The following is a 23315-nucleotide window of genomic DNA, read 5'->3' as shown; positions in this document are numbered from 1 at the left end:
AAATTTTGGCATAGATACTTTTTTTAAAAAACACGAACGCTTGTTTGATTCCTATATAAAACTATGGTACACTAAAATTATAAATCGAAAGAAGGTGCGGGTTGTGGTGAAACGTACAGACACAAGACAAATCGAAGTATTGAAATATATATATGAACAAGTTGAACTTAAAGGCTATCCACCAACCGTAAGAGAAATTGGAAAAGCGGTTGATCTTTCCTCAACCTCGACGGTTCATGGACATTTGGCTCGTTTAGAGAAAAAAGGACTCATTTTACGTGATCCTACAAAGCCAAGAGCAATTGAATTGACCGCAGATGGTCTTGACAGAATCGGTGTAAAACCGACAGTCATCCCGATGCTTGGTGTTGTTACTGCCGGTGAACCTATCTTAGCTGTAGAAGAAGCCTCTGACTTTTTCCCTCTACCACCTGATCTAGTAGCAGAAGAAAGTGCATTATTCATGCTGACTATTAGAGGTGAAAGTATGATCAATGCAGGTATTTTAGACGGTGATCAAGTTATTGTTCGCAAACAAAGTGCTGCATCAAATGGCGATATCGTGATCGCGATGACTGATGAAGACGAAGCGACATGTAAACGATTCTTTAAAGAGACAGATCATATTCGTTTACAACCGGAAAATGATGCATTAGACCCAATTATTTTGAACAACGTAAGTATTTTAGGAAAAGTTGTTGGACTTTACCGCAATCATATTTAAATAACAAAAAAACATACTAATAAAAGTATGTTTTTTTGTTATTTTTTGGGTTAAACTTTGACAAGATTTGTTAATCCGCAGCTACTTTTCGCTGATACGTCTCGAACTGATATGCATAGCTATTTTTTTCGTCTTGTTCTCCTACACTTAAATTAATCAATGTCCAATCATCCCAAACAACAGCAGGAAATTTCGTATCTCCATCAAATGAATGATGGATAACTGTACGATACAATACATCACAATAAGGCAAAAAATCTTCGTATACTGCAGAACCACCTGCAATAAATGTAATGCCGGAGAAATTTTTGGCATACTCAAGAACTTCTTCTACAGTATGAAATACAATGACCCCATTTGCATGATACGCTTTGTCTCTAGTTAGAACAATCGTTTGACGGTTTGGTAACGGCCGACCGCCCATCCCCTCAAAGGTTTTTCGCCCCATAATGATGGTGTTGTCTTCAGTCATTTGTTTAAAAAATTTCAAATCGTTTGGCAAATGCCAAGGTAAGCGATTTTCTTTACCGATCGTACCTTGCTCATCTTGTGCCCATATGGCTGCTAACATTGGAGAACTCCTTTCGAATTAAACGGCTATTGGTGCTTTGATTGCAGGATGCGGATCGTACCCTTCGATTACAATATCATCCATTTCAAAATCAAAAACTGATTTTTTATCTTGATTCAATTTTAATGTGGGAAAAGAGCGAATTTCTCTTGCAAGCTGTTCATTCATTTGATCAATGTGATTAGTGTATAAATGAGCATCTCCCAAAGTATGAACAAAATCGCCCACTTCTAAACCTGTTTCATGAGCAATCAAGTGAGTCAATAATGCATAACTAGCAATATTAAACGGAACGCCAAGGAAAACATCGCCACTGCGTTGATATAGTTGACAACTTAATTTTCCATCATTCACATAAAATTGAAACATCGTATGGCAAGGGGGTAAAGCCATTGATGGAACATCTTCTGGATTCCATGCTGACACAATTAAACGTCTGGAGTCTGGCGTTTTTTTAATCATTTCAATAACGTTTTTCAGTTGATCGATAAAACCACCATCTTTGGTTTCCCAATGACGCCACTGAGCACCATAAATATTGCCTAATTCACCATATTTAGCCGCAAAATCAGCATCTGATAAAATAGTATCACAGAATTCTTTGTGCTCTTTTTCATAACTTTTCTTAAAAGCTTCATCGGTAAGAACTCTTCGACCAAAATCAGTCATATCAGGCCCCTTGTAATCTTCACTTTTGATGTAACGCTCAAAAGCCCATTCGTCCCAAATATGATTGTTGTGTTGCAGGAGATAGCGAATGTTCGTGTCACCATTTAAAAACCATAAAAGTTCGCTTTTAATTAAGCCGAACGGTACTCGTTTTGTTGTTAATAACGGGAAGCCCTCGGACAAATCGAAACGCATTTGATGACCAAAAATACTTCTGGTCCCTGTACCTGTGCGATCTTCTTTAAGGTGACCTTCCTCTAAAATTTTACGGCCTAATGATAAATATGCTTCTTCCATAGTTTATGCCTCCTAATTTTCTGCAAATTCACTTAGATATTCCCAACGTTCCATTTTTGTTTCAAGCTTTTGTTCCACTGTCGATAGCTCTGTTTGAAGTTGCTGTAGTTTTGTAAAATCATCTCCTTGATGATTCATCTCTTCAGTCAGTTGTGCTGTACGCTCTTCAAGTTGTGCGATATCTGTTTCGATTGTTTCCCACTCTTTTTGTTCCATGTAGGTCAATTTTGTTTTTTCTTTCTTCTCCGTTTCCTTTGGAGATTTTATTTCAGTCTTGATGACTTTTTTTGCCTGTTCTTTATTCACATTTAAATACTCACTCATTGAACCATAGTAAGTTTTGATTTGACCTACACCTTGAAAAACAAGTAATTTATCCATTGTTTTGTCAAGAAAATAACGGTCATGTGAAACTGCAATCACAGCGCCTTTAAACGTTTGGATGTAATCTTCTAAAATCGTTAACGTATCAATATCCAGATCATTTGTGGGCTCGTCCAATAATAACACATTTGGCTGACCAATCAATAATTTTAATAAATACAAACGACGTTTTTCGCCACCAGATAGTTTGCCGATTACTGTCCCATGCATAAAGCGAGGAAATAAAAAACGTTCTAGTAATTCAGCAACACCAATGTTTGTTCCATCCGTCCGTTTTACTTGCTCTGCTGCTTCTTGCAAATAAGAAATCATTCGTTGGTTCGGATCCATCGCTTCATTTTGTTGCGTATAGTAAGCTAAGTTAACTGTTTCACCTATTGAGTAAATTCCGCTATCCAAATCTAAACGACCCGCCAGAATATTTAATAATGTTGATTTTCCTGCACCGTTTTTACCAGTAATCCCAATACGATCCTTTGCTTGAATAAGCAGATCAAATTCTTTTAGAATCGTTTTATGTTCGATTTGATAATTTCCATCCTTGATCTCCAAAACTTTTTTCCCTAACCTTTGTGTTGCGACATCAATTTCCAATTGACCTTTTTGGTTAACTTTATGGAGGTTTTCTTTAAGATCATGGAAGCGATCTTGCCGAGCCTGTTGTTTTGTTCCGCGTGCTTTTACACCAGCACGCATCCACTCTAACTCTTGCTTATATAGCTGCTTTCTTTTTTCTTCTTGCTCTACACCAACACGTTCGCGTTCCGCTTTAGCAATGATGTATGCTTCATAATTACCTTTATACTCATATAGCTTTCCAAAAGATAACTCAAAGATTCGATTTGTTACTCGATCTAGGAAATATCGATCATGTGTTACCATTAGAATAGCACCACGATATCCATTTAAAAAGCTTTCCAGCCAGCTAATTGCTTCGTAGTCTAAGTGGTTTGTAGGTTCATCCAGTAACAACAAATCAGGTGATTCAATCAATACTTGGGCAAGGCTAACACGTTTCTTTTGTCCACCAGATAATTCGCCCATTTTTTTATGAAGGGTTTCAATCCCTAATTTTTGTAAAATGATTTTGGCATCAGTGTCAGCTGTCCAGGCGTCTTCTTTATTCATTCGTTCTTCCGCTTGGGCATATTGTTTTTGAGCCGTTTCACTAAGCCCGTCATCGGCCAATGCAAGCAAGGCTAATTCATAATTTTTCACCGCTTGGATAATGGGTGTTTCCCCTTGAAAGACTGCTTCTACAACAGTTAGTTCAGGATCAAATTCTTGGTCTTGAGAAAGATAACCAATTTGGTAATCATTTGGTTGTTGAATCGCTCCGACATCTCCATCCCCACTATCTTTACCTGCAAGAATATTTAATAAGCTCGTTTTCCCTGTTCCGTTTGTGCCGATCAATCCAATTCGGTCTTTATCGTGAATATGGAAAGAAATGTGGTCAAATAATGTTTTCTCTCCATATGTCTTAGTCAATTCATTTACTTTTAACTCATTCATCTACTCACGCCCTTTTCATCCTGCTTATTGTAACAAAAAAAAGTAAAAAAAAGAAGCTAGTTTTCTTCGTCTGCTTCTTTTTTTAATTCTCTTGTCAATTTTCTAAATGGCATAGCGCCTGATATATCATTGATTGAATAAGATTCTAATAGATTAACATTTTTTCGATATTCATTCGCTTCAAAAGAAGAGATCTTTTCAGCAAGCTCATATTCATCAATCACTCTGCGCTCTTCTTGATAGCCAATCAAAAGTTCCTTGACATAATTAGATTGAGAACGAACGATAAATGAGTCAATAAATGTGCCGTCTTCTAATCTATGCGCTAATTGCAAACGACCTTCAATAAAGAACTGAATAATTTCGTCATCATAAACCCCTTTTAAATTATCCAAACTCTTCAAAATGACTTCCGTATTTTGCAAAAAGACTTGCCGAACATTTTCCAATTCTTCTTTTTGAAATTCTCGTCGATTCTCTTCCCCTTTTTTGGCAAATAACAAATTTGGGTGAACAAAGAATGCAATGATTTGCCGAACAAAAAGCAACCAAAAGCCTATAATCGATAATAGTTGTCTAGCAATAGATCGTTCCATTCTTGAAATCAGACGTTCATAAAGTCGATATCCTTCTATGCCAATTTCTTTTTGACGGAAACTCTCTTCTAGACCGTCACGCTCGATCGAAACAATCAGTGCTCTTAGCTCCTGAACCTCTTGCCGTTGATCTGAAGGTAATTGTTCTGTGTACAATTCTTTAACGCGATCTTGATAGTTTTCAATCACAACGTTCATTTCTACATGAGGATCGTTCTGATTTATCTTTTTAAGTCGTTCAATAATATCTTGAAGTAAGGTGATCCCTTGTATATTAGTACTTTCTACCTCATCAGATTCAGTTAAAAACGGTAGAACAAGAATACCACCTACCAATGTGACTAAAATCACACAAGCCGTAATAAACAACAGCAATGAACGTTCTGGAAAGTCTTGACCATTTAGAGTTAATGGTAAAATAAAAATCGTTGCTAAACTGACTGTTCCTTTCACTCCGCCAAATGTTAGAATCAGCATTTCATTCATCGACTGCCAAATATTTTTGAAACCATTTTTCACACTGTAAATCAATACAATAGAGAAAAAGCGCGCAGTAAATAACGTAACACTTAAAATCAATATAACGACCATCAAGAAACTGTTAGAATACGTCTCACTATTCCAAATAGGTGAAAAAACTTGAGACAACTCAATACCTAAGAACAGGAAAACTAACGCGTTCAGCATAAACGTAATCGTTCCCCACGTACTTTCTGATACACTTGAAAGCTCAGCTTCAAACAGTGAAACCTTTTTGAAGCTAGCAGCTTGCATAACACCTGCTACAACAGCGGCAATAATCCCTGAAACATGGAATAGTTCAGCAACCATATACGCTAAAAAAGGCAATAATAATTCTAATAATAGATAACCAGTTACGTCTCTTGCAGAAGCTTTTTCCAAAATCATGACAATCTGACGTTTGATCATCACTAAAACAGCACCCACAATAGCGCCTCCGATACTCGAGAAGATCAAGGTGATTCCTGCATCCATTGCTGAGAAACTGCCTGTCAACAATGCTGCAAGTGCAAATTGAAAAGCGGTAACGCCGGAAGCATCATTAATCAGACCTTCACCTTCTAAAATATGCATCGCTTTAGGCGGTATTTGAATTTTCCCAGATAAAGAACCTACAGCTACTGCATCTGTAGGTCCAAGTGCTGCACCTAAAGCAAAACACGCTGCGATCGGCAAAGCAGGAATAACCATATGTAAAGCCCAACCAACACTTACAAGTGTGATCAACACCCCAATAAATGCCAAAAACAAAATGACACTAAAGTTTTTCATCGTTGCAGAAATATCATTTCGTTCCCCTTCTCTAAACAGCAAAGGTGCAATGATCATCACCAAAAATATTTCTGGTTCAAATACTATTTCACGACCAATATCCGTCAATCCGATTAAAACACCTACGATTATTTGTACGATGGGTAACGGAATGATCGGAACGATTCGATTGAAGACATTTGAGAAAGTTATCGCAAAAGTAAATACAATAATTAAATAAACAAACTCCATCTCGTATCCCCCTTAATAATTATTGATTGAGTTGTTTTCCTAAATACCGTAATAATTTTTCTTTTTTACAGGTAATTTTTTTCTCTATTAATCCAAGTTCTTTTTCTCTGTCACATAATTCTAATTGTGCACGACGTGCTTCTAAACGAAGTAATTCAGACTTGATTAATTCAATTTTTTTATAGTTTAAAAAATTTTTCTTTTTTATATGGCGTTCCCATTCAGCTTTTTTTTCTGGTGGTAGCTCCTTATATTTTTCACGTAATTCAGCAATTCGTTGCTCTATTTCCTTATTCACAACAATACTTCCTTTCAGAATTTCTCTGCACATTATAGCAAACTGTTAAAGAAATACCTATTAAAATTAACTATTCTTTTGAAAAAAACTTATTGAATAGAATTTCTAACGCTTAGATTTCAAGAAAAGGAGAAAGTAACCTCTATTTTCTCCGAATTTATCCTTTATTTATCTTCATCTACTAAAATACTGATTTCTGCTTCCTCATTCAATCGCTCAGAAAGAAATGCTAGTAACTCTTCCAATGGAATGGAAAATTTCATCATTGGACCACGCCGACCATTTTTAAAGTAATTTAAACGAATCTCTTTCTTTTTGATCAATAAAGCCATTTTTTCTACATCTTGATACAAAATTCCATTCTTATCAAAAGGACCTAGAATGAGCCGATCATCTGAAAGACCTTTAGAATCAAGTAAAAAACTTAAAACAAGCAACACCGAGAGGAATCCTCGAATCCTTTGATCGAGGGGTTGTCCGGTAGCTAGAGTAAGGAGCAGAATCAGTAGACTAAATCCAATCACTAAAACATAAATAAATTTTCTTTTAAGACTTTTGATCAGGATGCTTTTTCTAACTAAAATCAAATAAACATACATGATCAAAACAAAAACTGCAAGTAGCACTGTAAAAAAATCTATAACCAAAATACGCTCCTTTTATAACTGAAAATAGTTACTCTTTTTTATTTAATTCTGTCAATTGCTGATTGATTTTTTTTATCTTATCCTTACAAGCTAATATATCACGAATCATCTGATCTCTCTTATCGCCAAGCGGTAAACGATTGACTACCTGGTAATATGCAGCGAGTAGTTGAACTTGTTTCATTTTTTCTTTTTGTAAACGTTCTTCAGTTAGATTCATCCACTCGCCCTCCTTTTTTCTTTAAGTATACCTTACTTTTAAAGGAAAATGACTATTGAATCGTTATTTTTTATCGATAATCGATTAAAAAAGTATGATTTATTTGTTATTGTAACATACTATTTTTCTTAATTGAACTATACGGTCATGTTTACTACTTTTCTTACTGCTAATAAGTATGATCGATGGAAAATCTCCACCTAAAGGATGCATACAAGTAAAAAATAAAGATGAAACAATAGCCGAAAACAGCTTTGCCTCATCTTTTGATTTATTGTGCTGAGATACAAATCCCAATTGCCTTTTCACCTAGATGTGTTCCAATAACAGGACCAAAATGACCAATTTCAATAATTGCATTAGGATATTGCTTTTGAAGTTTGGCCTTCTCTTCTTCAGCAACCACTAAATTGTTTGCATGAATCACATATAATTTCACTGGTCGGTCGATTTCTTTGTCTCGTTTACCGATAATTTTTTCTGCGCGAGCAAAAGCTTTTTTTGTCGAACGAATTTTCTCAAACAAGACGATCTTGCCCTCTTCAAATGTTAAAATCGGCTTAATTTTCAATAATCCAGCAATCAATGCAGCACCATTAGTTAAGCGCCCACCGCGAACGAGGTTGTTCAAATCATCGACAATCAAATACGCATACGTATTGTCTCTAATAACATCTAGTTTAGTAAATATCTCTTCTAGGCTAGCATTTTCTTTCACTAAATCTAAGGCTGCCTCTACCATGTGTCCCATTGGCACACTTGTGATTTTAGAATCATAGGGATACAGCGTGATTCCTTCAATCGTATCTGTTAATGAAAATAATGTATTAACAAAGCCTGAAATACCCGCTGAAAGATGAATACTAATGATCGTATCATAGCCTTTGGCAGCAATTTCTTTGTACAGTTCGATAACTTCACCTAATGCAGGCTGAGAAGTCGTTGGAAATTCATTACTATTATTCAACAAGCTATAATATTCATCAGCTTCGATATCTATTCCTTCGTTATATATCTTACCATCTAAAATAACAGGGATGGGAATAACAAATAGATTGGGTGAGTTCTTAATTCGCTCAGGTAAATAAGCGGTACTATCTGTCACAATAGCGATTTTCATTTTGTAACCTCGTTTCACTAAATTTACACGGTATTATAAATATAGCATAAATCCATTCATAATTAAATAAAATACTTATTGGTCAAGAAAACTTTGAACCGCGGCTTTATTCGTATCCAAATCTATTTGAAGAACACTCCCAGCATAATCAACATCTTGATTACTCCAAGATCCCTCAACTGGAACAGTTAAGCGCTCAATTCCCCCGCCGCCTTTTAACATTAACGATGGACCATTTTTCAGCATAAATGACGTAGGAACGTCCGTTGACATATACCCTACTAAACGACCTAAAGATTCCGGTGTCCGAAGCAATGCTAAAGGATTTTTTAATTGTCCCATAACAGCTGTCATCACTTGTTGTTGACGGCGAACACGACCAAAATCGCCTTCGTCATCTTTTCTAAAACGTGAATACTGTAAAAGCGTATGGCCATCCATTTTCTGACTACCTTTGAAAATGTCAACGCCATCTAAATTCAAATCTTTTTCAGCGTCGATTTTAACACCACTCGGAAACATTGAATCAATAATTTTTTCGAATGATTGAAAATCAACTTTCGCATAGTATCTAGTCTGAATATTAAAATTTTCTGCTAAAGTTTGACGAACTAAATCAGCTCCACCTAATGCATAAGAGGCATTGATTTTGTTGGCATCATAACCTGGAATATCCACGAAGGTATCACGCATAAACGAAATCAATTTAGGTTTTTTAGAAGGACCATCTAGTTGCAGAACCATAATAGTATCCGCTCGACCAGCATCTTCTCCTCTTGTATCACTACCTAAAATCAAGATATTATTAGCTCCGTTAGCACTTTTTACTCCATTGAACGTCTCAATCGCCTCTTTTGGCAAAGAAGTATCATTTTCAGCGTAAGATTTTCCTTTGAAGAAGAAACCAACTGCCAATACAATTAGCAAAACAAAAAATAAAGCGATTCGTTTAGGCCAGCTAAAGCGTCTCTTTCTTCTTGGTTTTTTCGGTTTTTTTTCCTTTTTTGAAAAACCTTTTTGTTTTTCAGTTGGTTCTGTTTGTCCAAAATATTGATTTGGGTCATTTAGCGGTTCTTGTTCTTGATAATAGCTATTTCTAGGTTCTTCTGTATAATTTTTTTCTTTTCTTGGGTTAAAACCATTCTTTTCTTCTACTGGTTTTGATTTATCATGTATGTGCTTATAGCGATCTACACGGCTCATCATTTCCACCTCACTTCAATTAACAACAGTTATAAGCATACCTTATTTTTCAAAAAATTCCTATTAGATAGGTAAAATTTAACAAAAAATAAAAAGACCTTTTCAGATCTTTAAACTCCGTTGATGGGATGAATCGCATAATTCCCAAATATTTTCACCGTTCCGCCCATTAAACGTATTTCTTCTAACGCATTATCTAACAATTGTTGCGGTTTTTGAACATTGATATCAATTAAAAAGAAATATTCTCCTAAGGTTGTCTTCAATGGACGCGATTCGATTTTACTTAAATCAATTTCTCTCCAGCTAAAGGTAGATAATGCTTTATGCAAAGCTCCTGGCATGTTATCCGGCATAGTCAATGCAATGGTTAATTTTTTATCAGTAGCATTGATTGGTAGTTCGACCTTTTCAGACCCAATCACCCAAAATCTAGTCTGGTTGATTGCTACATCCTGAATATCTTTACCCACAATTTCAAGATCATATTTTTCAGCAGAAAGTCTGGGTGCAATAGCTGCGATTTTTTGATCTGGATGAAGAGCGACAAAATTTGCGGCATACGCGGTCGATGGTGTCGCTTCAAGCTCAGCCATTGGGAAATAGGTACGAATAAATTCTTGCGATTGTGCTAAAGCTTGAGGATGAGATAGAATTTTTGTTGTTTCTTGCCATGATTCTTTGTTCTCTTTTGCTACCATAAGCTGTTGATAAATTGGTAAAACGATTTCCGCTCCTACAGGAATCGTTGTTTGGTGAAAAAGATAGTCAACAGTCGTGTTGACAGAACCTTCGATCGTATTTTCAATCGGCACGACACCTAAATCGACTTCACCAAACTCAACACCTTTAATACAAGCCGGAATCGAATGATATGGAATCAATTCTTCATCAGGAAAAGCAGTTTTCGCTGCATTATGAGTAAAAGAAGCTTCTGGACCTAAAAAACCGACTTTCATTGGCTCACCTACTTATATATTCTCTAAAATTTCATGAACAATTTCTTCTGGTGTTCGTTCATCTGTATCAATGACTAAGCTGGCACTTTCCACATAAAAAGGGATTCTTGGCTCAAAAACTTGTCTAATTTCTTCTGGAGACTTTGATACTACTAAAGGTCTGACCGTTGTATGATCATGTTTCAATCTTGGAATAAATACTTCTGGTTTGGTTTGTAAATAAACAACAGGTGCCATTTGTTTCAAAAGTTCCCGATTCTCTGGTCTCATGACGATTCCGCCACCAGTTGATACGACTTGATTATGATCTAAATAGCGTTTCAAGACATTTGTTTCTCTTTCTCTAAATGCTTCTTCACCATGTAAATCAAAATATTCTTGGATCGTCATGCCAATTTCTTCAACGATTTTATCATCAAAATCAATATGTTCCATCCCTGTCTTTTCTGAAAGAAGTTTCCCGACAGTCGTTTTTCCAGCTCCCATGAAACCAATTAATATAATCCCCTTCATCTTTGTTCCCCCGTTTATTGATATAGTTTATTTAAATCGTCAAAAAATCTTGGATAAGAAACAGAAATTGCTTCTGCTTTTTCTAAATCTACGGTTCCGTCTTTTACTAAAAGAGCAGCAATTTGCAGCATCATGCCAATACGATGGTCACCATAACTAGTAACTTGTGCGGCATGTAACGGCGTTTTACCATGAATGATCAAACCGTCATCTGTAGGTTCGATATTGGCACCCATTTTAGTTAGTTCAGTTGCGACTGCATCGATCCGATTTGTTTCTTTCACTTTTAACTCTTCAGCGTCACGAATGATGGTCGTTCCTTCAGCTTGAGTCGCTAGTAACGCAATGATCGGTAGTTCATCAATTAATCTTGGGATGATTTCTCCACTGATTTCGATTCCTTTTAGGTCGCTTGTTTCAACGGATAAAGTTCCAGCTTTATTCGCCTTACTTCCTGTTTCTTGGATCGTTAATTTGCCACCCATTTGCTGAATCACATCAATGATACCTGTGCGTGTCGGATTTAAGCCAACATTGTTCAGCGTAATTTTGCTATCAGGAATGATCAAACCTGCTGTAAGGAAAAAGGCTGCTGAAGAAATATCGCCTGGCACAATGACTTCTTGCCCAACCAACTTTTGTGGTCCGCAGATGCTGATTTCTTTTCCAGAAACAGTAATTTCACCACCGAATTGACGAATCATATCTTCTGTATGATCCCGTGTTTTTTCTTTTTCTACAACAACTGATTTTCCATGTGCTTGTAAAGCAGCAAAAAGAATCGCTGATTTTACTTGTGCGCTCGCAACAGGCATTTGATAATGAATTGGCTTTAAATTTTCCGTCCCTTTCACAGTTAAAGGTGGAAATTCTGTTCCATCATGTCCTGTACATTCAGCACCCATTTGATTGATCGGTAACATGACTCTGTTCATCGGTCTTTTGGCAATCGAATGATCACCAAATAATTCAGTGGTAAATGATGTTCCAGCTAAAATTCCCATGATCAATCGAATCGTTGTTCCAGAATTTCCAACGTCAATTGCTTGTTTTGCTGGTTTTAACCCTGAAAAACCAGTTCCATGAACGGTTATTGTTTCACCATCATCTTCAATTTTAACGCCTAAATCCTGAAATGCTTTTAAAGTACTTAAACAATCATCTCCTCGTAAGAAGTTTTTGATCGTTGTCTTTCCATGTGCGATTGCACCAAACATGATACTTCTATGAGAAATCGATTTATCGCTGGGAATATCAATCATTCCATTTAAACCGATTTTATTGATGACTAAATCCAAAATATCCCTCCTTATCTAGATAAAACAAAGTGCAAAGTCTAACCTCTTAAAAACTCATTTTTCATAACACAAGTAATCCGTTTCTTTTTCAATAATCTCTTTAGCCTTCTCTAAATCATCTTGACGTTTAAAGCTTAACTGTAAAATACCATAGATATCTTCACGTGTTTCAAGAATTTTCAAATTAATTAGGGATAATTGAGCTTTGCTTAGTAAAGCTGTGATCTCGGCAATCACCCCTGGTATATCTGGTACGTCCACGAATAAATCATGGAATGCAGGAATTGCGCCTTCTTTATGAACAGGCATTTGATTTCTAGTTTCTTTTGCTTCATAGAAAAATTGAAAAATGGCTTCTTTATTTCCATTTTGGATCCAAGTCGAAACTTGCGCCATTTCAGCTTGCCATGATCTCATCAGCTCTAGTAGTGCTTCTTTATTACTTAATAGAATATCCGTCCACATTTGTGGATCTGACGAAGCGATTCGTGTAATATCACGAAATCCCCCAGCAGCTAATTGTCTAGAACGTGGATGTTCTTCGTTAAAATCTTTACTTTGATTTACTAAACCAGCAGCAATAATATGTGGCAAGTGGCTGAGCATTCCTGTAATTTGATCATGCTCTTGTGCTGAAAGCACTACAAATTTTGCTCGTGTCCCTTGTAATAGTTTTTGCAGTTCATGGATTGGTTTTTGTTTTTCTACCTCTGACGACGTTAAAATATAATATGCATTCTCAAATAAATTTTCATCCGCTGCTGTCACACCAGATTTATGTGATCCTGCCATTGGGTGTCCGCCGATAAATGTTTTTAGTCCAGCTTGTTTTGCTGCTTCAATAATTTCTAATTTTGTGCTGCCAACATCAGAAATTATGACCTCTTGTTTTAACGGTGATGTCCCCAATATGTTCAATTGATTCAGCATACTTTTAACTGGAGTACATAGAAAAATAATATCTGCTACTACAGCAGCTTCTTGAATAGAACCTCCTCTTTGATCGATGATTTTTCGTTTTAAGGCAAATTCTTCCGAAGCTTCTTGATTATCTATTCCGATAATCGTTGCAAGTGGATGTTCTTTCTTTATACATAATGCTAATGAACTGCCAATCAATCCTAGACCGACAATCAAAACCTTTTTATTCATTCCGCTTCACTCTCCATTTTTAGTTTTAGTTAAAACGTTTGAGTATAACGGCGATAAGAGTCAACTTCTTCTTTCATCTGTTCAAAAGCATCACTGCCAAATTTTTCCAGCATCGCTTGGGCAACTTCTGTCGCAACAACAGCTTCACAAACCACACTTGCAGCCGGAACTGCTGTACTATCAGAGCGTTCTACACTTGCTTTATAAGGCTCCTTTGTATCGATATTGACACTTTGCAACGGTTTATACAATGTTGGAATAGGCTTCATGACACCTCTAACAACGATTGGCATTCCATTTGTCATACCACCTTCAAAACCACCTAGATTATTTGATGTTCGTGTATAGCCAGTTGCTTTATCCCAAACAATTTCGTCCATGACTTGGCTGCCTGGTTTAAAACCCATTTCAAATCCAATCCCAAATTCAACGCCCTTAAATGCATTGATACTCGTAACCGCCTGGGCGATTTTGGCATCTAATTTACGATCCCACTGAACATAACTACCTAAACCAATTGGTACACCACCAACAACGACTTCTACTACGCCACCGATCGTATCGCCATTTTTCTTTGTCTTATCAATTAAGTCACGAATTTCTTGTTCAACTGATGGATCAAGAACACGCACATCTGAATTTTCTGAGCGTTCTTGGATTTCTTTGACCGTCAAATTATCCGGGATTTCAGCTTTGATACCACCTAAAATCGCAACATGTCCTGCTACTTCAATATCCAGTTCCTTCAATAACTTTTTAGCGACTGCTCCTATTGCAACTCGCATCGTTGTTTCACGCGCTGATGAGCGTTCTAGTACATTTCTAAGATCATCATGCTGGTATTTGATACCGCCGACAAGGTCCGCATGTCCTGGGCGTGGTTTATTTACTCGTCGAATTTTTTTCTCTTTTTCTGAAACTTCATCGATTGACATGACAGAAGTCCAGTTTTTCCAATCTTTATTTTCAACAACAAGTGTCACTGGTGATCCTAATGTTTTGCCGTGACGAATACCGGAAGTGATTCTTACTTGATCTTTTTCAATCAACATTCTACCACCCCGGCCATATCCGCCTTGTCTTCTAGCTAACTCAAAATTAATATCTTCTGGTGATAATGGCATCCCTGCTGGTAAACCCTCTATAATCGCTGTTAATTCTGGTCCATGTGATTCTCCCGCCGTAATAAAACGCATATGATTTCCTCCTAATTTAAAAGTGTAATGAGCTTGTCCAGCTCTGACAGAAAAGTAGGAAAAATTGATTGTGACGCTTTTTGTCACATTCAATTCTTATTTTTTTCCGAAGGCCTTCAAGCCTTAGAGCTTTAGCTCATAAAAATTGCTGCGATCGAAGCAGAGCGTAGTGCTAGTCTAAATAACTCTTCATTTCTTCAATTGGAATCCGAACAATTTTCGCTTTACCAATCTTTTCTAGTAAAATAATATTTATTTTCCCTCCACGAGCCTTCTTGTCATGAGTTAATGCCATATACAATTGCTCTTGATCCCAATGATTTGACCGAATAGGTAGGTGGAATTTTTGAATCATTTTATTTAATTGTTCTGTTGTACCAATTGGAGTCAAACCTTTACTTTCAGCCACTCTTGTAATTTGACTCATACCAATTGCAACTCCCTCACCATGAGTTAAATTACCGTAACCGGCAGTATTTTCTAATGCATGACCAATTGTATGACCAAAGTTAAGAAGTAAACGAACTCCGTTATCCAGTTCGTCTTCTTCTACGACTTTCCGTTTGATTTTACAACAAGCAGCAATGATTTCTGTTGCATGTGCTCTTAAATCAAGCTCATCAGTTAGTGCATCCAGTTTTTGCCATAACTCCTCGTCTGCGATAGCAGCAGATTTGATGATTTCAGCGATTCCTTCTTGAATCCGTCTTGTTTCCAACGTATTCAAAGTCTCAGGATCAATCAAAACACCATCAGGTTGGGCAAATGTACCTACTAGATTTTTCGCTTTTTTTGTATTAACGGCCGTTTTCCCACCGATACTACTATCCACTTGAGCCAATAATGTCGTTGGAACTTGTAAAAAATGAAGACCACGCATATAAGTTGAAGCGACAAAACCGGCTAAATCACCAACGACTCCGCCACCCAAAGCAATGATACCATCGCTTCTAGTCATTCCTTCATCTGCAAGAAAATCATAGACTTCGGCAGCCACAGACAAACTTTTACTTTGTTCTCCTGCATTGATCACAAAAGTTGCTGTCTCAAAACCTGTCTCTTTCAAACTTTTTTGAACTAGCTCCCCATACAAAGGTTGAACGTTTGTATCTGTTATGATCACAATTTTTTGCGGCGACCACAATTCTTTTACCCAAGAACCGATACCATTCAACACTCCTTTTTCAATGGTCAAATCATAAGAATGATTTGGTAAAGTTACCCTGAGTTTCATTTGTTTCAACTCCTATTTTTTATTAAAGAGAAAATAATAACCTTCTGTTCACTCTAGTTTTTATTCTAATTCATTAATTTCTTTCATCGCTTTTTCCATAATGTGAACTTCTTTCATCATGCGCATGTATGTTTTTTCATTTAAAGACTGAGGTCCATCAGACCAAGCGTTGATTGGATCTGGGTGGATCTCAACGATCAGCCCATCTGCACCTGCTGCAACACCCGCTCGTGCCATTGAAGGGACAAGATCCCAAATTCCCACACCATGACTTGGATCAACGATGATTGGAAAATGGCTTAATTTTTTAATTAATGGAACCGCGCTTAAATCAAGAGTATTCCGCGTTGCTGTTTCGTAGGTGCGAATCCCACGTTCAATGAATATCACATTGAAATTACCTTGAGCAGCAATGTATTCAGCCGCATTTAACCACTCATCAATTGTACCAGAAATTCCACGTTTTAAGCCAATTGGTTTACCCGTTTTTCCGACAGCTTGTAATAATTTAAAGTTTTGCATATTTCTAGCACCAATTTGTAAAATATCACTGTATTGGGCAATCATATCGATGTGCGCTTCATCCATAACTTCTGTAATGACTTTCATATCAAATTCATCTGCTGCTTGGCGAATGTATTTTAGGCCTTCTTCTTCTAATCCTTGAAAAGCGTAGGGTGATGTTCTTGGTTTAAACGCTCCACCACGTAAAATAGTTGCACCGCCTGCTTTAGCAATTCTCGCACATTCTCGAATTTGGTCTAAACTTTCGATTGAACATGGACCTGCCATCATCGTCATACTGCCATCGCCGATTTTCACACCATCAACATCGACAATTGTATTTTCTGGATGAAACTCACGACTGGTTAGTTTGTATGTCAACGATATTCTAACTGCATTTTCAACACCATCGTAACTATTAAATGCCACATCCTGCATTTTTCTTGTGTCACCAACCAAGCCGATAATTGTTTGTTCCTTACCTTCACTTAGATGAACTTCTAGTCCCTCTTTTTTTACTCGTTCTATCACTGATTTGATTTGTGCTTTTGTTGCTTCTGATTTCATAATTACGATCATGTTATTCTCTCCTTCAATCCATTTTAATTTAGTTGTTCTCAATAATTGGTTTTACGATTTCTATTGGCATTTCTTGTCCTGTCCATTTTTCAAACGCTGCGGCACCTTGATAAAGTAACATGCCTAAACCATTATTAGTTTTAGCGCCACGTAAACGGGCTTGCTTCAAAAATTCTGTTTCTCTAGGTGTATAGATAACATCACAAACTGCGAGATCCGGACGTATGATGGAAAAGTCTTGAATCGGCGTTTGTTCTTCTAATGGTTTCATACCAACGCCAGTTGCGTTTAATAATAGTGCGCTTTCTGCTACATTTTTAGCTAAACTATTTTCATCGGCTAAATCATGCAAGGTAATGGTACAGTTTGTATTTTCTGAAATGTAAGCTAGCTTTTCTTTGATTTTATCGTAAAACTCATCTTTTCGATTATAAACTGTGATTTCTTTGACTCCGTCTAAAGCCGCTTGAACAATAATCGCTGTAGCTGCCCCACCTGCTCCGATGATCGTTATTTTTTTACCAATTATGTCAACATCGATATCTTTCAAACTTCTCATAAAGCCAGTGCCATCAGTGTTGTGTCCTGTTAATTTACCATGGTCATTGGTGATAGTGTTAACAGCACCAATCAAACGAGCCGCTTCGCTTAATTCATCCATATATTCGACAGCTAAAATTTTGTTTGGCATCGATAAGTTTGCACCTATCATTTCTAGATTTTTGATTGAATCAATCGCTTGTTCTAACCCATCCGTTCCTACTTCAAATGCAAGATATACTGCATCGATTCCTAATGCTTGAAAAGCAGTATTTTGAATCATTGGTGAAACACTGTGACGAATTGGTGTAGCAAATAATGCAGCTAATCTCGTGTGTCCTGTAATCGTATTTTCCATCTAATTTCCTCCTCAAAAGCGATTTTTCTCAAACAAAAAAGGTATTCACGTAAATTTTTAGAAAAATCTACAGTGAACACCTCACAAAAAATAGGTAATATAAAAGCCACTATAGATTTTCTCATCTACGCGGCTGAAAGTCATCTCAAAATTCCCTAGCCATCATAGATACAAACTTGCTAGTCTGCACCCATAATGTTATGAATACAAACTCATCTAAAATAGCTAAAGTAATAATTATTCAGTTGTAATTGGTTATGCTTCATGCTTGTCATATGAGTCACTCCGTAACTGATTTATTTAAGAATTGTTTTTAGTATATACCTAGGCAAACTAAGTGTCAACCTATTTTATTTACTATTCTTTCATTTTTTTCGGTTAATTTAAATAAAAACCAGTAATTATATGCGTTCATCATAGTTTATTTTTTTACTTTTATTTTCTTTTATAAGATGTTTTATCGCTAGAATCGGATGATAAAGTAACATTTTTGGTCCAGAGTATCTCATTACTTGCCTCATTTGCTCTTTGTAATCCGGACGATAACAATGTACAGGACACTGCTTACAAGTAGGTTTTTCCTCTCCAAAACGACAAACATCCAATCGAAGTTGTGAGTAAGATAGTAACGTTTTTTTGTCAATCACAGGTGCTTCATGCTTTCGATAATAGATCTCGATCATTGCACGGATGGTTCTTTTTTCTTCTTGTATTTTTGGTCCGTTATTCTTTTTCACATTTTTATCTCTCACTATTCAATCATTGATTTTTAAAATAATTTTCCCTTTATTTTGGTTATTCTTCATATATTGATGGGCTTTTTCTACTTCTTCCAGTGAAAAGATTGTGTCTACAACTGGTTTTAGGTCACTTTTCTCAAATAGGATTTTCGTTTTATCTGAAAATTCTTTGGTCAGCTCTGCTTTATAAGTGTCACTTCTTGGTGTAAGTAACGTTCCTTTGATTGTTATTCTTTTTTCTAGTAGATCCATTAAATTAACTTCTTTTACCATGGCACCACCTAAAATACCAATAAGAATCAACCGACCGTCATTGGCAATACTAGCAATATTTTTTTCCCAATAAGAGGCGCCGATAAAATCTAAAATAACATCCACACCCTGCCCTGCAGTTTCTTGCTGAATTCTCTCACTAAAATTTTCATCATGATAGTTAATCAAAACATCTGCTCCTAATGAGCGGCATAATTCCAGTTTCTGAGTAGTGCCTGCTGTGACAAAAATCTTAGCTGAGGTTAAATGTTTCACTAACTGAATTGCAGCAGTTCCCACACCACTGGCACCAGCATGGATCAAAACAGACTCATGAGAACTTAGTTCACCAAGCCAAAATAACGTTTGATAGGCTGTGAGAAAGACTTCTGGAATTGCTGCCCCTTCTTCAAATGTTAATTGTTCAGGTAAAAGCATTGCATTTCCAAGATTCATCACAGCGTATTCAGCATATCCACCGCCGTTTACAAGCCCCATCACGTGACTGCCACAAGGAAATAAATCTGATTCGCTCTCAATCACTGTCCCTGAAACTTCAACACCTAAAATCGTGTTCCCTTTTGGTAATTTTCCAGTTTGTATTGCCATTAAATCTGTACGATTGATCGCTGCCGCTTTAACTTCGATTAATAGCTGATCAGCATTTCTTTTTGGCATCAGTGCATCTTTTGTTAATTCTAAAACACTTTGACTATCTTGATATGATAACTCGATGGCTTTCATATTTTTGTACCTCACAATCTTAACGAAAAAACCGCAGAATCTCCCAAAAGAAATCTACGGTCCATTCATTTAGTTATTAAAGTTCTTCACCATATACATCATCAACAGTTTGCGTTGGGTCAATCACGATATATAAGCTTTTTGTTTTTTCGCTGACTTTAGTAGATTGATAAACATTATCTAAACCTTCGTCAGTTTTATCTTTGTATGGGAAGTAAACTAAATCTGGTGTACCAGTTTTGTATAAAATTTCCATACGTTCGATATCTTCATATTTTAAAGCACGGGCGAACATGCCGAGCTCAAGCCCACCAAGGTTGATATCATGTGTTTGAACGTGATCTCCTTCTTGGAAGATTTCGATTTTAAAGCCTTCACATGGGTGAATTTCCATAAATTCACTTCCGTGGATACGACCAAAGCTAGTTGTGATTTGTTTGATCCATAAATCTCCGATAAAACGGCGACCAATCGTCCAAGTTTCACCATTTCTAAAGTAAAATTTTAATCCTGTCATTTCTCTACTCATAATATAAGTCTCCTTATCTAAAATAATTTCTACAAAGTTAAGTTTAGCATAACTTTTAGGTTAGGTCACACTATTCGCATCTTCACTTAGGATGAGCTAATTTGTCTAAAAAAACATCGGTTAAGATAACAGCCCTCTGATGGATACCAGTTGCAATAATTTGTCCGTTATCCAAAGCTTCGAAGGAAAAATTGATTTTTGTTTTTTCCTGTGACTTGACTTTCACTTTAACCATAATTTCCGCACCAACTTTAGACGGTCGTAAATGTCTAGCCTCGATCAGTGTACCTACGCTTGTTTCTTCTGATGCTAATTCTTTATGCAAGTAATCTTTTGCAGTGTTTTCCACCATTGCAAGCATTGCCGGTGTAGCTAATACATCTAAATCCCCAGACCCAATTTCTTTTGCGGTATCCTTGGCACCAACAACAAACATTTTTGAGAATTCTTCCACGGCTATCACTCCTCATCAATCTTATCTTTTGCATATGCTATCAGTGTTTCTTTGTCATTTATTATTTGACCTTTTACAACAGCGGTCTCAAGTATCTCGATCATGTCCCCTAGCCATTTTCCTGGTTTCTTATCGAAATAATCTAACAAATCATTTCCTGTAACAGCAAGCTGCTTTCTATCATGAATCGGCAAACATAAATAACGTTCTTCTACTTCTTCAAGTTTACTCTTTTGCCCGTAATAAAACAACAGTTTTTCAATAGACAATGCCGCATCCAAGCCTAAATCAAACAAATCCATGACCTGTAAGTCTCCTAAGAGACGTTTATTCAACCCATAAATAAGTTGTTGTACTTCATGAATCATTTGGTTCGATTGTTTCCACGATTTCAAAAAACTGCGGATCTCGCTTTCTTTTAATCCCATGGTCTTGATCAATAAAGTCCACGCTTGATTTTCTAATTCAATTTGTTTATTGGGAAGATCTGAAAAATTGAATAGTGCTTCACCGTATTTTTTTAAACCTGGGCAGTACTGATAACATTCGGTCTCAATGAATGGCAGTAAAGCTGTCCTGCGATTTCTACCTAGCAAAAGCTTGATGAACTCTACCGCAATCCGTTCTACAGATATTTTAGCTAATAGTGGATGAAATTCCTCGATGGCGAATAGTGTGTTTGCTTCTATCGTAAAATTTAATTGACTAGCAAAGCGCAAGCCTCTCATCATCCGTAAGGCATCTTCGTGAAATCGTTCTTTAGGATTTCCAACAGCACGAATAATCTGTCGTTTTAAATCAGTCATGCCATCAAACAAATCAATGATTTCTCCCTCTACACCCATCGCCAAAGCATTGATCGTAAAGTCTCGACGCTTTAAATCTTCTTTTAAAGAACGAACAAAAGTCACCTTATCTGGACGCCTGAAATCTTGGTAAGCTGATTCTGTTCTAAAAGTCGTAATCTCATACTGCTCTTCGCCATCTAAAACAAGAACCGTGCCATGATCGATTCCTACATCGATCGTTCGGTGAAAAATTTGTTTGATTTCCTCTGGATATGCGCTAGTTGCAATGTCAACATCATGAATAGGCTGTTTTAGTAACGCATCACGAACGCTGCCACCAACAAAGTAAGCTTCAAATCCATGAGCATGAATTTCCTTTAGTACACTAGCTGCTTTCGTGAATTCATCTGGTATGATATCTAATTTCATAATAGATTTTCCAGCCCGTAGACTAATTTATTTAAGTGAACGACTTTTTCACAACCTAAAGCAACACCTGTCATAAACGAACTACGGTCATAAGAATCATGTCTGATCGTCAAACCTTCTCCAACACCACCGAATTGAACTTGCTGATGCGCAATCATTCCTGGCAAGCGAACACTATGGATTTTCATCCCTTCAAAATCAGCGCCGCGAGCACCTTCGATCAATTCTTTTTCCTCAGGATGCCCTTGGTTTTTCTTCGCACGAACCTCACTCATCATTTCAGCCGTTTTGATAGCTGTTCCACTTGGAGCATCTAATTTATTATCGTGATGCAACTCGATAATTTCAACATCTGGAAAATATTCAGCCGCTTTTTGTGCAAACTGCATCATTAAAACTGCCCCAACTGCAAAATTAGGTGCAATCAACCCACCGACTTTCAATGTCTTTGAAAGATCAGTTAGCTCAGCTAATTGTTCTTCTGTTAAACCAGTTGTTCCAACAACTGGTGAAATTTTATGTTCAATAGCAAAATGAGTATTTTCATACGCTACCGCTGGGATTGTAAAATCGATCCATACATCAGGCTGAACAGAAAGAACGTCTTCTTTCGTTTTAAAAATCGGTACATCAATTGCCGGATACTCAGCTAATTCTTTAAGATTATTTTTTTCTTCAAAGGGGTCTAGCACACCGACTAGCTCAAAGCCTTCATGATTTAAAACCATCTTTGTAGCGGTTGCACCCATTTTCCCTTTAAAACCTGCGACTAAAATTTTAATCATTTGTTTGCCCATCCTTTCGCTCAAAACGATATTTATCCCGCTGATTGAATTTTTCCATATTTTTTTGAAATGCCTCAGTTAAATCTATATCTAACGAATTAGCCATGATCATCGTAACGAATAATACATCCCCAAGCTCTTCAGAAACAGTTTTTGGTTTTTCATCTGATTTTTTAGGTTTTTCGCCATAATAATGATTGATTTCTCTTGCTAATTCACCTACTTCTTCAGTTAATCGTGCCATCTGGCTTAATGGAGAAAAATAACCCGTTTTAAATTGTTGGATATACGTATCCACTTCTTCTTGCATAGAATGCAGAGATTGATTTTCGTCTTTCATTTTACCCCAACCTTTCTACTACTCATCTTATCAAAAAGTACGCCATCTGAAAAGGTTCTACTTGTTGTTTTATAACGAGAATGATAAAGTGATTACTGAACGAGGGTTTTTGGGGATGATACTAAGCATTATCGCCCATTATGTGTTAGGAGT

25 protein-coding genes are annotated in these 23315 nt (G+C 36.7%); 1 reads left to right on the top strand and 24 read right to left on the bottom strand.

What is annotated here, in order from left to right; genetic code table 11:
• The first annotated feature begins 103 nt into the window (after nt 1-103).
• A complete protein-coding gene (gene lexA, locus BCR21_RS01190) occupies nt 104-724 on the top strand; it encodes a transcriptional repressor LexA (protein WP_069644695.1) in 621 nt (206 codons plus the stop codon).
• 70 nt (nt 725-794) lie between these two features.
• Here lexA and BCR21_RS01185 read toward each other — a convergent pair whose 3' ends face one another.
• From BCR21_RS01185 to BCR21_RS01070, 24 genes are all read right to left on the bottom strand, one after another.
• Nucleotides 795-1295 (bottom strand): dihydrofolate reductase, encoded by a 501-nt coding sequence (locus BCR21_RS01185; RefSeq protein WP_069644694.1) that lies wholly within the window; start codon nt 1293-1295, stop codon nt 795-797.
• Nucleotides 1296-1313: 18 nt separating this feature from the next.
• Complete coding sequence (locus tag BCR21_RS01180; RefSeq protein ID WP_069644693.1) at nt 1314-2261, bottom strand: thymidylate synthase; 948 nt, start codon at nt 2259-2261, stop codon at nt 1314-1316.
• A 12-nt stretch (nt 2262-2273) separates the two neighbouring features.
• Nucleotides 2274-4160: an ABC-F family ATP-binding cassette domain-containing protein gene (locus tag BCR21_RS01175; protein WP_069644692.1), complete on the bottom strand. Its 1887-nt coding sequence runs from the start codon at nt 4158-4160 to the stop codon at nt 2274-2276.
• Between the two features lie 56 nt (nt 4161-4216).
• On the bottom strand, nt 4217-6280 hold the full coding sequence (locus tag BCR21_RS01170) for a cation:proton antiporter (protein ID WP_069644691.1): 2064 nt from the start codon (nt 6278-6280) through the stop codon (nt 4217-4219).
• Nucleotides 6281-6299: 19 nt separating this feature from the next.
• On the bottom strand, nt 6300-6611 hold the full coding sequence (locus tag BCR21_RS01165) for a hypothetical protein (protein ID WP_420809817.1): 312 nt from the start codon (nt 6609-6611) through the stop codon (nt 6300-6302).
• A 131-nt stretch (nt 6612-6742) separates the two neighbouring features.
• Nucleotides 6743-7225, bottom strand: coding sequence for a hypothetical protein (locus BCR21_RS01160; protein WP_084013186.1), 483 nt, complete (start codon nt 7223-7225; stop codon nt 6743-6745).
• Nucleotides 7226-7253: 28 nt separating this feature from the next.
• Nucleotides 7254-7445 carry a hypothetical protein gene (locus tag BCR21_RS01155; protein WP_069644689.1) on the bottom strand — a complete coding sequence of 64 codons (192 nt, stop codon included), beginning with the start codon at nt 7443-7445 and terminating at the stop codon, nt 7254-7256.
• Between the two features lie 271 nt (nt 7446-7716).
• Nucleotides 7717-8565, bottom strand: a complete 849-nt coding sequence (locus BCR21_RS01150) for a DegV family protein (protein ID WP_069644688.1) — start codon at nt 8563-8565, stop codon at nt 7717-7719.
• A gap of 75 nt (nt 8566-8640) precedes the next feature.
• Nucleotides 8641-9768 carry an LCP family protein gene (locus tag BCR21_RS01145; RefSeq protein ID WP_069644687.1) on the bottom strand — a complete coding sequence of 376 codons (1128 nt, stop codon included), beginning with the start codon at nt 9766-9768 and terminating at the stop codon, nt 8641-8643.
• 110 nt (nt 9769-9878) lie between these two features.
• The gene (gene pheA / locus BCR21_RS01140) at nt 9879-10727 is read right to left on the bottom strand and encodes a prephenate dehydratase (RefSeq protein ID WP_069644686.1); all 849 of its coding nucleotides are present in this window, start codon (nt 10725-10727) and stop codon (nt 9879-9881) included.
• A gap of 12 nt (nt 10728-10739) precedes the next feature.
• On the bottom strand, nt 10740-11240 hold the full coding sequence (locus BCR21_RS01135; protein ID WP_069644685.1) for a shikimate kinase: 501 nt from the start codon (nt 11238-11240) through the stop codon (nt 10740-10742).
• Nucleotides 11241-11254: 14 nt separating this feature from the next.
• On the bottom strand, nt 11255-12502 hold the full coding sequence (gene aroA / locus BCR21_RS01130) for a 3-phosphoshikimate 1-carboxyvinyltransferase (protein ID WP_139125595.1): 1248 nt from the start codon (nt 12500-12502) through the stop codon (nt 11255-11257).
• 90 nt (nt 12503-12592) lie between these two features.
• Nucleotides 12593-13690: a prephenate dehydrogenase gene (locus tag BCR21_RS01125; protein WP_069644683.1), complete on the bottom strand. Its 1098-nt coding sequence runs from the start codon at nt 13688-13690 to the stop codon at nt 12593-12595.
• Between the two features lie 29 nt (nt 13691-13719).
• Nucleotides 13720-14886, bottom strand: coding sequence for a chorismate synthase (aroC, locus tag BCR21_RS01120; protein WP_069644682.1), 1167 nt, complete (start codon nt 14884-14886; stop codon nt 13720-13722).
• Nucleotides 14887-15058: 172 nt separating this feature from the next.
• Nucleotides 15059-16120 carry a 3-dehydroquinate synthase gene (gene aroB, locus BCR21_RS01115; protein ID WP_069644681.1) on the bottom strand — a complete coding sequence of 354 codons (1062 nt, stop codon included), beginning with the start codon at nt 16118-16120 and terminating at the stop codon, nt 15059-15061.
• A gap of 60 nt (nt 16121-16180) precedes the next feature.
• A complete protein-coding gene (gene aroF / locus BCR21_RS01110) occupies nt 16181-17203 on the bottom strand; it encodes a 3-deoxy-7-phosphoheptulonate synthase (protein WP_069644680.1) in 1023 nt (340 codons plus the stop codon).
• Nucleotides 17204-17231: 28 nt separating this feature from the next.
• A complete protein-coding gene (aroE, locus tag BCR21_RS01105) occupies nt 17232-18101 on the bottom strand; it encodes a shikimate dehydrogenase (RefSeq protein ID WP_069644679.1) in 870 nt (289 codons plus the stop codon).
• A gap of 401 nt (nt 18102-18502) precedes the next feature.
• On the bottom strand, nt 18503-18838 hold the full coding sequence (locus tag BCR21_RS01100; RefSeq protein WP_276204463.1) for a nitrous oxide-stimulated promoter family protein: 336 nt from the start codon (nt 18836-18838) through the stop codon (nt 18503-18505).
• 18 nt (nt 18839-18856) lie between these two features.
• Nucleotides 18857-19837, bottom strand: a complete 981-nt coding sequence (locus BCR21_RS01095) for an NAD(P)H-quinone oxidoreductase (RefSeq protein WP_069644678.1) — start codon at nt 19835-19837, stop codon at nt 18857-18859.
• Between the two features lie 76 nt (nt 19838-19913).
• Nucleotides 19914-20366 carry a hypothetical protein gene (locus BCR21_RS01090; protein ID WP_010772458.1) on the bottom strand — a complete coding sequence of 151 codons (453 nt, stop codon included), beginning with the start codon at nt 20364-20366 and terminating at the stop codon, nt 19914-19916.
• Between the two features lie 82 nt (nt 20367-20448).
• Complete coding sequence (locus tag BCR21_RS01085) at nt 20449-20820, bottom strand: thioesterase family protein (RefSeq protein ID WP_084013185.1); 372 nt, start codon at nt 20818-20820, stop codon at nt 20449-20451.
• A 5-nt stretch (nt 20821-20825) separates the two neighbouring features.
• A complete protein-coding gene (locus tag BCR21_RS01080; protein ID WP_069644677.1) occupies nt 20826-22037 on the bottom strand; it encodes a CCA tRNA nucleotidyltransferase in 1212 nt (403 codons plus the stop codon).
• On the bottom strand, nt 22034-22822 hold the full coding sequence (gene dapB, locus BCR21_RS01075; protein ID WP_069644676.1) for a 4-hydroxy-tetrahydrodipicolinate reductase: 789 nt from the start codon (nt 22820-22822) through the stop codon (nt 22034-22036). Before dapB ends, BCR21_RS01080 begins: the two co-directional genes overlap by 4 nt.
• Nucleotides 22815-23162, bottom strand: coding sequence for a nucleotide pyrophosphohydrolase (locus BCR21_RS01070; protein ID WP_069644675.1), 348 nt, complete (start codon nt 23160-23162; stop codon nt 22815-22817). Before BCR21_RS01070 ends, dapB begins: the two co-directional genes overlap by 8 nt.
• Nucleotides 23163-23315 lie beyond the last annotated feature (153 nt).

The organism is Enterococcus ureasiticus (genome assembly GCF_001730285.1).
Classification (GTDB): Bacteria; Bacillota; Bacilli; order Lactobacillales; family Enterococcaceae; genus Enterococcus_L; species Enterococcus_L ureasiticus.
Note: the sequence above shows the minus strand (reverse complement) of the source record. Positions and strands in the feature narration are given on the sequence as shown.

What these genes read in the sequence shown, in the direction of transcription:
- BCR21_RS01185 (WP_069644694.1), bottom strand. Translation starts at nt 1,295, where the DNA reads ATGTTAGCAGCCATATGGGCACAAGATGAGCAAGGTACGATCGGTAAA.
- BCR21_RS01180 (WP_069644693.1), bottom strand. Translation starts at nt 2,261, where the DNA reads ATGGAAGAAGCATATTTATCATTAGGCCGTAAAATTTTAGAGGAAGGT.
- BCR21_RS01175 (WP_069644692.1), bottom strand. Translation starts at nt 4,160, where the DNA reads ATGAATGAGTTAAAAGTAAATGAATTGACTAAGACATATGGAGAGAAA.
- BCR21_RS01170 (WP_069644691.1), bottom strand. Translation starts at nt 6,280, where the DNA reads ATGGAGTTTGTTTATTTAATTATTGTATTTACTTTTGCGATAACTTTC.
- BCR21_RS01165 (WP_420809817.1), bottom strand. Translation starts at nt 6,611, where the DNA reads ATGTGCAGAGAAATTCTGAAAGGAAGTATTGTTGTGAATAAGGAAATA.
- BCR21_RS01155 (WP_069644689.1), bottom strand. Translation starts at nt 7,445, where the DNA reads ATGAATCTAACTGAAGAACGTTTACAAAAAGAAAAAATGAAACAAGTT.
- BCR21_RS01150 (WP_069644688.1), bottom strand. Translation starts at nt 8,565, where the DNA reads ATGAAAATCGCTATTGTGACAGATAGTACCGCTTATTTACCTGAGCGA.
- BCR21_RS01145 (WP_069644687.1), bottom strand. Translation starts at nt 9,768, where the DNA reads ATGAGCCGTGTAGATCGCTATAAGCACATACATGATAAATCAAAACCA.
- pheA (WP_069644686.1), bottom strand. Translation starts at nt 10,727, where the DNA reads ATGAAAGTCGGTTTTTTAGGTCCAGAAGCTTCTTTTACTCATAATGCA.
- BCR21_RS01135 (WP_069644685.1), bottom strand. Translation starts at nt 11,240, where the DNA reads ATGAAGGGGATTATATTAATTGGTTTCATGGGAGCTGGAAAAACGACT.
- aroA (WP_139125595.1), bottom strand. Translation starts at nt 12,502, where the DNA reads ATGATTGATATTCCCAGCGATAAATCGATTTCTCATAGAAGTATCATG.
- BCR21_RS01125 (WP_069644683.1), bottom strand. Translation starts at nt 13,690, where the DNA reads ATGAATAAAAAGGTTTTGATTGTCGGTCTAGGATTGATTGGCAGTTCA.
- aroC (WP_069644682.1), bottom strand. Translation starts at nt 14,886, where the DNA reads ATGCGTTTTATTACGGCGGGAGAATCACATGGACCAGAATTAACAGCG.
- aroB (WP_069644681.1), bottom strand. Translation starts at nt 16,120, where the DNA reads ATGAAACTCAGGGTAACTTTACCAAATCATTCTTATGATTTGACCATT.
- aroF (WP_069644680.1), bottom strand. Translation starts at nt 17,203, where the DNA reads ATGATCGTAATTATGAAATCAGAAGCAACAAAAGCACAAATCAAATCA.
- aroE (WP_069644679.1), bottom strand. Translation starts at nt 18,101, where the DNA reads ATGGAAAATACGATTACAGGACACACGAGATTAGCTGCATTATTTGCT.
- BCR21_RS01095 (WP_069644678.1), bottom strand. Translation starts at nt 19,837, where the DNA reads ATGAAAGCCATCGAGTTATCATATCAAGATAGTCAAAGTGTTTTAGAA.
- BCR21_RS01090 (WP_010772458.1), bottom strand. Translation starts at nt 20,366, where the DNA reads ATGAGTAGAGAAATGACAGGATTAAAATTTTACTTTAGAAATGGTGAA.
- BCR21_RS01080 (WP_069644677.1), bottom strand. Translation starts at nt 22,037, where the DNA reads ATGAAATTAGATATCATACCAGATGAATTCACGAAAGCAGCTAGTGTA.
- dapB (WP_069644676.1), bottom strand. Translation starts at nt 22,822, where the DNA reads ATGATTAAAATTTTAGTCGCAGGTTTTAAAGGGAAAATGGGTGCAACC.
- BCR21_RS01070 (WP_069644675.1), bottom strand. Translation starts at nt 23,162, where the DNA reads ATGAAAGACGAAAATCAATCTCTGCATTCTATGCAAGAAGAAGTGGAT.